This is a genomic window from Psychrosphaera haliotis (assembly GCF_039523615.1).
In the GTDB taxonomy this organism is placed as follows: Bacteria; Pseudomonadota; Gammaproteobacteria; order Enterobacterales; family Alteromonadaceae; genus Psychrosphaera; species Psychrosphaera haliotis.
On the sequence record NZ_BAAAFQ010000001.1, the window covers coordinates 232,150 to 243,637 of the forward strand.

At 39.0% G+C, this 11,488-nt stretch carries 7 protein-coding genes; 2 read left to right on the forward strand and 5 right to left on the reverse strand.

All coding sequences use genetic code 11. The features are described 5' to 3' along the window. Positions 1–72: 72 nt before the first annotated feature. From cmk to gyrA, 5 genes are all read right to left on the reverse strand, one after another. A complete protein-coding gene (cmk, locus tag ABD009_RS01010; protein WP_155694813.1) occupies positions 73–753 on the reverse strand; it encodes a (d)CMP kinase in 681 nt (226 codons plus the stop codon). Positions 754–847: 94 nt separating this feature from the next. After that, positions 848–2,143: a 3-phosphoshikimate 1-carboxyvinyltransferase gene (gene aroA, locus ABD009_RS01015; protein WP_343822182.1), complete on the reverse strand. Its 1,296-nt coding sequence runs from the start codon at positions 2,141–2,143 to the stop codon at positions 848–850. 17 nt (positions 2,144–2,160) lie between these two features. Beyond that, positions 2,161–3,252 (reverse strand): 3-phosphoserine/phosphohydroxythreonine transaminase, encoded by a 1,092-nt coding sequence (gene serC, locus ABD009_RS01020; RefSeq protein ID WP_343822184.1) that lies wholly within the window; start codon positions 3,250–3,252, stop codon positions 2,161–2,163. A gap of 91 nt (positions 3,253–3,343) precedes the next feature. Continuing rightward, complete coding sequence (locus ABD009_RS01025) at positions 3,344–4,828, reverse strand: FAD-binding domain-containing protein (protein ID WP_343822186.1); 1,485 nt, start codon at positions 4,826–4,828, stop codon at positions 3,344–3,346. A gap of 339 nt (positions 4,829–5,167) precedes the next feature. After that, positions 5,168–7,867, reverse strand: coding sequence for a DNA topoisomerase (ATP-hydrolyzing) subunit A (gyrA, locus tag ABD009_RS01030; RefSeq protein WP_343822188.1), 2,700 nt, complete (start codon positions 7,865–7,867; stop codon positions 5,168–5,170). A 244-nt stretch (positions 7,868–8,111) separates the two neighbouring features. On the opposite strand from gyrA, the gene ubiG reads away from it, so the two are divergent. Beyond that, positions 8,112–8,840: a bifunctional 2-polyprenyl-6-hydroxyphenol methylase/3-demethylubiquinol 3-O-methyltransferase UbiG gene (ubiG, locus tag ABD009_RS01035; protein WP_343822189.1), complete on the forward strand. Its 729-nt coding sequence runs from the start codon at positions 8,112–8,114 to the stop codon at positions 8,838–8,840. A 323-nt stretch (positions 8,841–9,163) separates the two neighbouring features. After that, positions 9,164–11,479, forward strand: coding sequence for a class 1a ribonucleoside-diphosphate reductase subunit alpha (gene nrdA, locus ABD009_RS01040; protein WP_343822190.1), 2,316 nt, complete (start codon positions 9,164–9,166; stop codon positions 11,477–11,479). Positions 11,480–11,488: the final 9 nt, after the last annotated feature.

Below are 11,488 nucleotides of genomic sequence, written 5' to 3' on the forward strand. Positions count from 1 at the left end.
CCAATGTTGCGTTCCTGCGACAAAGGGGTTGGAGTTTAACTTGTTACATCCTGCTAACAAGGCTGTCTAAATTTAAATGTTGAACGTCTTTTCAATAACTTGAATAAGCTGTTCGTATACTTCTTGCGCTGAAACAGTAGTAGAGTCGATGCAAATCGCACCTTCTGCAGCTACCATTGGCGCTACACTTCTGTTCGTATCACGCTCATCACGAGCCTTGATATCGTTCAAAAGGTCGCCGATTTTAACATCGTGGCCTTTTTCTTTCAACTCTTTAAAACGTCTATCTGCACGTTCTTCTGCACTTGCAGTTAAGAACACTTTTACTTCAGCGTCAGGGAAAACAACGGTGCCCATATCTCTTCCGTCGGCAATGAGCCCTGGAAGTTGTTTAAAAGCTCTTTGCCTGCGCAATAAAGCTTCTCTAACCCTAGGTAAAGAAGCAATCTTCGACGCCACGCCACCTACTTCTTCATTTCTAATAGATAAAGTAACTTCTTCACCTTCTAGAATGATCTGTGAACTGTTGTCTGTGGACTGAAATTGAACATCAAGATGTGCAGCCAATGGGATTAAGCTTTCTTCATCACTAGGGTCAACTTGGTGATGAATTGAAGCTAATGCCAGAACTCGGTAGATAGCACCACTGTCAAGGATTTCCCACCCTAACCTTTGGGCTAATAATCGACAGACAGTGCCTTTACCTGCGCCACTAGGACCATCGATTGTGATAACCGGTATAGATTGTTCCATAAATACTCCACTCGCTGAAATTGCGGGCGGTATTATACTCTAATAAAACTGAAATTGAATTAATTTAATTTTAAGCTTTTGCCGTTAATCTTTTTTAATGCATTAACAAGCGGCTAAAACGATCGAAATAGTCGGGAAAAGTCTTACTAGTAACTTTAGGGTCAAGAATAGTTACGCCGCTGCTTGCAAACGTTAATAATGAAAAGCACATAGCGATACGGTGGTCGTCATAGGTTTCTATCTCTGCATGTAAAACATTAGCCGGCGGAGTAACTTTAATGTAGTCATTGCCTTCCTCTACTTCTGCTCCTACTTTCTTAAGCTCCGTGGCCATTGCGTGAAGTCTGTCCGTTTCTTTTACTCGCCAGTTATAAATATTTGATATTGTCGTTGTCCCTTCTGCAAACAACGCTGTTGTTGCAATGGTCATGGCGGCGTCAGGTATATGATTCATGTCTTGATTAACAGCTTTAAGGCTACCGTTTGACTTAACGCTAATGTGATCGTCGAAATATGAAATATCAGCACCCATGTCCGCTAACACTTGTGCAAACTGTATATCGCCTTGAACACTATTTTTACCAATGCCATAAACGTCAACAGGGCCACCTGTTATCGCTCCTGCCGCCAAGAAATAAGATGCTGAAGATGCGTCGCCTTCAACCATAAAATGACCCGGGCTCTTATATTGTTCAGTTCCATCAAGTGAAAAGGTTTGGTAGTTATCATTGCTAAACGTAATACCAAACGACTCTATGATTGACAGCGTAAGCTTTATGTAAGGTTTAGAAACCAATTCGCCTTTTACCGTAATCTTGACTGGCTTTTTGATAAGTGGCGCGGCCATCAATAAAGCAGACAAAAATTGACTAGAAACACTACCATCAATAGTGAGCTCTAGAACTTCACTTGTAACACCTGCAAACGGTTTGATATTTAATGGTGGATAGCCTTCTTCACCACCATATTCAAGATTTGAACAAGTACCTGCCAGTGAGTCAACTAAGTGCCCTATTGGCCTTTCATACATGCGAGGCTCGCCCGTTAACTCTGCAGTCACCTGACTAAACGCCAATACCGCTGCTAAAGGTCGCATCGCCGTGCCTGCATTGCCTAGAAACAATTCTGATTCAGGTGAATTAAATCTTCCGCCTTGGCCATGAACTATGCATGTGGTTTTATCTTCACTTAGCTGTGTTTTAATACCCAGTAGGTTTAAAGCGTTAAGCATATGACGTATATCGTCACTGTCTAATAAGTTGGTAATTTTTGTTGTACCTTCGCAAAGCGCGGCAAGCAACAGTGCTCTATTTGATAAGCTTTTAGAACCAGGTACGGTTACCTTGCCAGTGCAAGATGTTTTAAAATCGAGTGTTAATTTGTTGTTCATTTATATCTTTTACCCTACTACTGGTATTTAGTTTCAAACGCTTGCATAAATCTAGAAAGTGCTTCTACACCCTCGTATGGCATCGCATTATAAATGCTCGCTCGCATACCACCTACGCTTCGGTGACCTTTAAGTGCGACTAAGCCATTTGCCTTTGCTTCTTCCAAAAAGCTTTCATTTAAGGCTTCATTCTTTAAGAAAAACGTAACGTTCATTTTAGATCGGTTATCAAAGTGCACGCGACTTTCATAAAAGCTAGATTCGTCTATTGTTTTATATAACAACTCTGCTTTTTTGGTATTCTCTAGTTCTATTTTTTCCACGCCGCCCTGAGAAAGTAACCAATCAAAAACCAATTTAGATAAATAGATAGCGAATGTAGGCGGTGTGTTAAACATGCTCTCTTTTTCCGCTGTTACTTTGTAATTAAGCAGAGACGGTATATTTGAAGGGCTTCTTTTTAGTAACGCGTTATTAATGATAACGATACCCATGCCCGATGGCCCTATGTTTTTTTGTGCACCTGCATAAATTAAGTCATAGTCTTCAATATTAATTCGTCTTGAAAGAATATTTGACGACATGTCCGCTACGATAACTTGACTGCCATTCACTTTAAGTGCATTCGGCGATTCAAATATTTCTATACCATCAACAGTTTCATTCGGGCAATAATGGAGAAAGTCTGACTTGCTCGGTATAGACCAATCAGACATTGGTTTTACTCTTTTCAAACCATTTTCAACAACTGTACATTGCTGCTCTCTAGCATCTATAAATTTATTAGCCTCATCGACTGCATCTGCTGACCAAGCTCCGGTTGTATAATAACTACCAACATTACCTAGTGTTAAATTCATTGGAACTGCAGCAAATTGCCCCCTGCCACCACCTTGCATAAATAAGATACTATAATTATCAGGTACACTGAGGAGTTGCTTTAAACCCGAAACTGCACTTTTGTATACGTCTATAAACTCGCTACTTCTGTGGCTCATTTCAATAACAGAACAGCCGGTTTCTTGCCAATTAAGAAATTCAGCTTGTGCTTTTTTCATTACGTCTTTTGGTAAAGTTGCAGGTCCCGCGCAGAAATTATATACCGTCATTATTTACTCTGTTTCTATAAGGGTTTAGGGCTTTATTGAACAAATACTCTAACCTTTGAGTTACGGTTTAACAAGCTTAAATGTGTCTAAATTAGAATAACGAAAACTGGCTTTTGTTTAGCTTGTCGTTGCTTTTCGTCTTAGGCTTATTTGTTGTTCGTTTTCTGCTGGCGTGAGTTTTTATGACTCTTTGTTTTTCATTTGGATCGGCGTGTGTTGCTAAATACTCTTTGATTTTAAGTCGAGAGTTTTTTACCAGAATTTCTGGTGATTCACTTTTAGGGTAAATATCTTCTTTTAGCCCTGGGTATAACCATGGTTGTTGTACAAAAGTGTTGGGAACATGGGCTAGCTCAGGAATCCATTTTCTTACAAACTCATTTTTAGGGTCATACTTTTCTGCTTGTTTTACAGGATTGTACATTCTAAATGGGTTAATGCCCGTTACACCTGATTGCATTTGAATTTGAGGGTAATGAATGCCTGGCTCATAATCGATAAACATTTGCGCTAAGTGACTTGCTGGCTTTTGCCAATGTAACCATAAGTGGTAACTGGAAAATGCCGTTAACATGGCTCTCATTCGAAAGTTAATCCAACCGGTATGGTTCAACATCCTCATACACGCGTCTACAAAAGGTACGCCTGTGTTTCCCATTCTCCACGAGTTAAATCTATCTTGGTCAAATTCATTACGGCGCATCAAATCAAAACTTTTGTTTACCGCTTGGAATTCGTGTGATGGTTCAGTTTCAAACTTTTGAATAAAATGACTATGCCAAAATAATCGAGACACAAACCCACTTTTGTTACGGGACCCTAGTTCATCGCTTATTTGCCAGGCTTTTTGCATTACGTCTTTTAAAGACAATACTCCATGGGCCAAATATGGGCTAAGTCTAGAACTCGATCTTACACTTTTTAATGGACTTGAAATACCATATAGATAGTCTTTGACTCGACTCTCTAAAAAACTGTTTAATACTGTGTGCGCAGATTCTATTCCGCCAGTTTGGCAGTCATTTGCAAAAAAGTTGTCATTTCCACAATAGCAGTCTAACAACTCTAAACCCGTGGTTCTGGGTAAAAAAGAATGCCCACTGGGTATTGATAAGGTATTGTCATCAAAAAATTCTATCGCGCTTTCTTGCCATTTGTCCCTATTTAGGTTGCCTCGTATAACTGGTTTCTGTTTAAACTCTTTCCAAACAACGTTGTTTTCTCTTGCCCATTTTTTTACTTCTATGTCTCTTTTAAAAGTCCAACTATTACCTGTTTCTTCATGGCTTAATAATTTATTAATGGCAACATGCTTCATGATGTTTGAAAGGATTTCAGTAACGCTGCCTTTGCGAACCGTTAAGTTAAACTGCCTAGATTCTAAGTTTTTTGCCAGGCTTTTTAATGACTCTTTTATAAAAGTAAACTGCCTAGCGCTCGTATCTTCTAGATTCCAATAGTCTGGTTCTACTACATACAGAACAATAATAGGCAGGCCATCGTTAGCTGCATAATGTAACGCGTTATGGTCGTTTACCCTCAAATCTCGCTTTAACCAAACAATATTCACACTCATTTACGGCAGACACTCTTAATCTTTGAACAGGTAGTTAAAACATACTTTGTTACTTTGTTACTTTTTTAAAATTTAACTTTTAAACCTTTTTCTATTTTTACGTGACTTACGATAAAACTAGTCAAAAAAGAATGGAATTTATGAAAACTATTTTTAAGGACATAATTGGTTTTGTAGCAACAATGAGCTTTTGTTCATACGGAGCAGATTTTTAGTGAAGTACACAGATATAGAAAGAAACACAAATTTAACAGAACATAGATTCGAACAACGGATACTAAAAAGGCCCCTAACTAGGAGCCTTTTCTATATTTTTTTGTAACGAGTATTAACTACTAATTACGCGTCGTCTTCAGCATTATCTTCTGCGTCATCACTTTTATCTTGTGACTCTTCAGCTTCAGACGTTGTTTCTTCAGAAGTGTTTGCCTCACTTACAATTGGAGTGCCGTCTTCATTTAGCGCCTCAACAATAATTGGGTTACCATCTTCATCTAGTTCAACTTCGTCTTCAATTTCTTCAACACGAGCTAGACCAACAACAAGTTCACCTTCAATCGTTCTTATTAGTCGAACACCTTGAGTATTACGACCTACAACTGAAACTTCTTCAACTCGAGTTCGAACTAACGTGCCTTTATCACTAATAATCATGATTTCATGTGTATCAGCAACTTGGGTTGCACCAACAACAAGGCCGTTACGCTCACTAACTTTAATTGAAACAACACCCTGAGTAGCACGGCTCTTCGCTGGATACTCATGTTGTGGCGTTCTCTTACCAAAGCCATTTTCTGTGATCGTTAAAATGTTGTCGTCATGGTTAGGAATAATTAATGAAACAACTTTAGCGTCGTCCGTTAACTTAATACCGCGTACACCTGTTGCTGTACGGCCCATGCCTCTTACTTGGTTTTCATGGAAACGAACCACTTTACCGTTTTGAGAGAACAACATGATTTCGTCTTCACCGTTAGTGATATCTACACCAATCAGCTTGTCACCATCGTTAAGATTTACAGCGATGATACCGTTTGAACGAGGACGAGAGTATTCAGTAAGCGCTGTCTTTTTAACAGTACCATTAGCCGTTGCCATAAAGACAAACTTGCCTTCTTCAAACTCACGCACTGGTAATATAGCAGTGATTTTCTCATCTGGGTCTAACGGTAAGATATTTACAATTGGACGACCACGAGATTGACGACTTGCCAGTGGTAATTGGTAAACCTTCAACCAATACAAACGACCAAAGTCTGAGAAGCAAAGAATAGTGTCATGCGTGTTAGCAATAAGTAGCTTTTCAATGAAATCTTCGTCTTTCATCTTAGTTGCTGACTTACCACGGCCACCACGGCGCTGCGCTTGATAATCCGTTAACGGTTGATATTTTGTGTAACCTTCGTGAGAAAGTGTAACAACTACATCTTCTTCGTTAATCAAATCTTCTAAATTGATGTCATGAGACGCATCTCGAATTTCTGTACAGCGATCATCACCGTAGGTAACTCGGATTAAATCAAGTTCTTCGCGAATTACTTCCATTAAGCGCTCTGGGCTGCCTAAAATCTCTAGTAGTTCTGCGATTAGTTCTAGTAACTCGGCATATTCGCCAAGGATTTTCTCATGTTCTAAACCGGTTAGTTTGTGAAGACGTAGTTCTAATATCGCTTGAGCTTGTTGCTCGGTCATGAAGTATTGACCATCGCGAATACCATACTCATCTTCTAACCATTCAGGACGCGCTGCATCATCACCGGCACGTTCTAACATTGCTGCTACAGAACCTAGGTTCCATCCACGCGCAGTTAAACGCGTTTTTGCTTCCGCAGGTGTAGGCGATGTTTTGATTAATTCTATGATTTCATCAATGTTTGCTAACGCAATCGCTAAAGCTTCAAGAATATGAGCACGGTCTCTGGCTTTACGTAAATCAAATACGGTTCTACGAGTTACAACTTCACGTCTATGCGACAGAAACGCTTCTAGCATTTCTTTTAGGTTGAATATTTTAGGCTGACCGTGGTCTAGCGCTACCATATTCATACCAAATACTGTCTGCATTTGAGTTAAAGCAAATAAGTGATTAAGAATTACTTCTGTCGGTTCACCACGCTTAAGCTCAATAACGATACGCATGCCGTCTTTATCAGACTCATCGCGCAACGCTGAAATGCCTTCAAGTTTTTTGTCTTTAACTAACTCAGCAATTTTTTCAATTAACCGAGCTTTGTTTACTTGGTATGGAATTTCGTCAACAACAATAGTGTCTTTACCCGTTTTCTCATCAGTTTCGATATGAGTTTGAGCACGGATATAAACTTTACCACGGCCAGTACGGTAAGCTTCTTCTATACCTTTACGTCCATTAATGATTGCCCCTGTAGGGAAATCAGGACCTGGTATATGAGTCATTAACTCTTCTAAATCAATATCTTCATTATGCGAAAGTGCTAACGTAGCATCAATAACTTCACGTAATGAATGAGGTGGAATGTTTGTTGCCATACCTACGGCGATACCAGAAGAACCATTTACTAATAAAGCGGGTACTTTAGTTGGTAATACAGCAGGAATATGCTCAGTACCATCATAGTTCGGAACAAAGTCTACAGTTTCTTTCTCAAGGTCAGCTAGAAGTTCATGCGCAATTTTTTCCATACGGACTTCCGTATAACGCATTGCGGCTGCTGAGTCTCCGTCGATAGAACCAAAGTTACCTTGGCCGTCTACTAATGTATAACGAAGGGAAAATGGTTGAGCCATACGTACGATTGTATCGTAAACGGCGCTATCACCATGTGGATGGTATTTACCTATTACATCACCTACTACACGAGCAGATTTTTTGTAAGGTTTGTTCCAGTCATTGCGCAATTCATTCATTGCGAATAATACACGTCGATGTACTGGTTTTAATCCATCACGAACATCTGGTAATGCACGACCTACAATTACGCTCATCGCATAATCTAGGTAACTGGTTTTTAATTCTTCTTCAATATTAATCGGGCTAATATTGTTGGCAAGATCTGTCATAAACGCACTGTTCCCTGCAACTACTTTAATGAAGTTTTATTGTTATAAAGTCAGCTCGCGATTGTAACACAATGACGATTACTGGCTAGTTTAAATTAGTAATTTGTACTACTTCCATTTAAATATCAATCTATAAGTTTATACAAAAACAAAACTTTTCTACTTCAAAGATCCTTTTAGGATCTTTATAATAAATTTTAGATATGCCATCGTACGTCTGTGGCGACTAATTATATGGATCAAAATGAAGTCTGAACAAATTCCTCAAAATGATATTAACGTTGATGACAACGAAATCAACAAGTTTAACTCTATTGCAGCCGCTTGGTGGGATACTGAAGGTGAATTTAAACCTCTTCATTTGTTAAACCCTACTCGCGTTGCCTATATCCAAGAAAAAACCGGCGGCGTCCAACACAATAAAATTTTAGACATAGGTTGTGGTGGTGGAATTTTCGCAGAGCAATTAGCTAAATTGGGCGCAGAAGTAACTGGCATTGATTTAGCTGAAGACTCTTTGAGTGTTGCGAAACTGCACGCATTAGAGTCTGGTATCAATAATGTAGCTTACATAAAAGCTAACTCTGAAGAATACTCAGAAGCAAACGCCAATGCATATGATGTTGTTACGTGTTTGGAAATGTTAGAACACGTCCCTGACCCAGAATCAGTTGTTGCTTCCGCAATTAGAGCCTGTAAGCCCGGTGGTAAAGTCTTCTTTTCTACATTAGATAAATCATTTAAAAGCTATTTACTAGCGATAGTTGCAGCAGAAAAAGTATTAAAAATTGTGCCGGACGGTACGCATGACTTTAATAAGTTTATAAAGCCTGCAGAGTTAGTAGGTTGGGCTGAGAAACATGGTGTTAAAGTGAGAGATGCCGTAGGTATCCATTTTAACCCATTTACAGAACAGTTTAAGATTAAACCAGGTGTTGGTGTTAATTACTTATTGTACTGTGAAAAGTTATAAATGGTGTTGCACGTTTAGCACCAATTTATGAATTTTTTCGAATAAAAAAAAAGAATATATTTTAATTTTAAGCTAGATTTTTTCTGTCGGTAATTGATAGTAAATGTCATAGCGTTAGGGAACACTTACCCATTAAATAAACGCCTATTTTTGCCCCAACATTTAGGGTTGCATTGAAGGTCAACACACCTTATCTTGTGTCACTGTAATATTTCAAACACTATATGATGTGTTTTTATCCAATGGGTAAAAAAGTTGGTTAATGTTAATACAATTAGCTTAAACCGTGCGCATACAATAAAAATAAAGGACAAGCAGGCCAGATGAATACCAGCCTTTCTGTTAGCAAACGAGACGGTTCAAAAGAACTTCTCGACTTAGATAAGATTCACAGAGTTATTACGTGGGCAGCCAAAGGCCTAGATAATGTTTCTGTATCTGAAGTTGAAATTCGTTCACACATTCAATTTTATGATGGTATTAAAACAGAAGACATTCATGAGACGATCATTAAAGCTGCTGCTGATCTAATATCTGAAACTTCTCCAGATTATCAGTACATGTCTGCTCGTTTAGCGGTTTTCCATTTGCGCAAAAAAGCATATGGCCAGTTTGAGCCACCTCGCCTGTTCGACCATGTTAAAAAAATGGTGGGTGATAAGCGTTATGATGAGCACTTATTGTCTGACTTTACAGAAGCCGAATTTGACGCAATGGACCAGTTTATTGTTCACAATCGTGACTTAGACTTTAGCTATGCCGCGGTAAAACAACTTGAAGGTAAGTACTTGGTACAAAACCGAGTAACCGGCGAAATTTATGAAAGCGCACAGTTTCTATATGTCCTTGTAGCAGCGTGCTTATTCGCAAAGTATCCCGCAGATACCCGTTTAGATTACATCAAACGTTTTTATGATGCGGCTTCACAATTTAAAATTTCATTACCTACACCTATAATGTCAGGTGTTCGTACCCCGACTCGTCAATTTAGCTCTTGCGTATTAATTGAAGCTGGCGATAACCTAGACTCTATTAATGCAACATCATCTGCGATTGTTAAATACGTTAGTCAACGTGCAGGTATTGGTATTAACGCAGGCCGTATTAGAGCTTTAGGTAGCTCAATTAGAAATGGCGAAGCATTCCATACTGGTTGTATTCCGTTTTATAAACACTTCCAAACGGCAGTAAAAAGTTGTTCACAAGGTGGTGTTCGTGGCGGCGCTGCAACATTGTTTTACCCTCTTTGGCATTTAGAAGTTGAATCTTTACTGGTTCTTAAAAATAACCGCGGTGTTGAAGAAAACCGTGTTCGCCATCTAGATTATGGTGTGCAGTTCAACAGAACTATGTACTCACGTTTAATTAAAGATGACTACATTACCTTATTCAGTCCTTCTGACGTACCAGGTCTTTATGATGCTTACTTTGAAGATCAAGACAAGTTTGAAGAGCTTTACGTTAAATATGAAAACGATGACAGCATTCGTAAGAAGCGCATAAAAGCCATCGAGTTATTTAGCTTGTTCCTTAATGAACGTGCAAGTACTGGCCGTATCTATCTACAGAACGTTGACCACTGTAATACGCACAGTCCATTTAACCCTAAGTTTGCACCGGTTAGACAAAGCAACCTTTGTTTGGAAATTGCATTGCCAACTAAGCCACTTCAACATATTAATGATGAAGAAGGTGAGATTGCATTATGTACATTGTCGGCCTTTAACCTTGGTGCTATTAAGTCTTTAGATGAGTTAGATGAATTAGCGGAATTAGCAGTAAGAGCTCTAGATAGCCTACTGGATTACCAAGATTACCCAGTAATAGCAGCTAAAAATGCAACTATGGGTCGTCGTACGTTGGGTATAGGCGTAATCAATATGGCCTACTACCTAGCTAAAAATGGTGCAAAATACTCAGATGGTTCAGGTAACAATTTAACGCACAGAACTTTTGAAGCAATTCAATATTACCTATTAAAAGCATCAAATGTGTTAGCGAAAGAGCAAGGCGCGTGTCCTAAGTTTAACGAAACCACCTACTCTCAAGGTATCTTACCAATAGATACTTACAAAAAAGCGGTCGATGAGTTTTGTGATGAACCTTTACATTTAGATTGGGAAGGCTTGCGTGCAGACATGGTTAAGTATGGTTTACGTAACTCTACGCTTTCTGCATTGATGCCTTCTGAAACATCATCTCAAATATCAAATGCGACAAATGGTATTGAGCCACCTCGTGGTTTAATCAGTATAAAAGCAAGTAAAGACGGTATTCTTAAGCAAGTAGTACCAGAAATTGCTACGTTACGTGACCAATATGAATTGTTGTGGAGCCTAGAAAATAACACTGGTTATTTGCAGCTTGTCGGTATTATGCAGAAGTTTATTGACCAAACAATTTCAGCTAATACAAACTATGACCCAAGCAACTACCCTGATCACCGAGTGCCTATGCAGCAGTTATTAAAAGACTTGCTGATGGCTTATAAATATGGCGTAAAAACACTTTACTACCATAACACTCGTGACCAAGCTGGTACGGTAACTGAAGGTGGCAAAACAAAATCGGTAGAGCCTCCAACAACAGTTGTAATTGAAGACGATGAAGACTGTGAAGGCGGTGCGTGCAAAATTTAATTGCACGCC

What these genes read in the sequence shown, in the direction of transcription:
- cmk (WP_155694813.1), bottom strand. Translation starts at nt 753, where the DNA reads ATGGAACAATCTATACCGGTTATCACAATCGATGGTCCTAGTGGCGCA.
- aroA (WP_343822182.1), bottom strand. Translation starts at nt 2,143, where the DNA reads ATGAACAACAAATTAACACTCGATTTTAAAACATCTTGCACTGGCAAG.
- serC (WP_343822184.1), bottom strand. Translation starts at nt 3,252, where the DNA reads ATGACGGTATATAATTTCTGCGCGGGACCTGCAACTTTACCAAAAGAC.
- ABD009_RS01025 (WP_343822186.1), bottom strand. Translation starts at nt 4,828, where the DNA reads ATGAGTGTGAATATTGTTTGGTTAAAGCGAGATTTGAGGGTAAACGAC.
- gyrA (WP_343822188.1), bottom strand. Translation starts at nt 7,867, where the DNA reads ATGACAGATCTTGCCAACAATATTAGCCCGATTAATATTGAAGAAGAA.
- ubiG (WP_343822189.1), top strand. Translation starts at nt 8,112, where the DNA reads ATGAAGTCTGAACAAATTCCTCAAAATGATATTAACGTTGATGACAAC.
- nrdA (WP_343822190.1), top strand. Translation starts at nt 9,164, where the DNA reads ATGAATACCAGCCTTTCTGTTAGCAAACGAGACGGTTCAAAAGAACTT.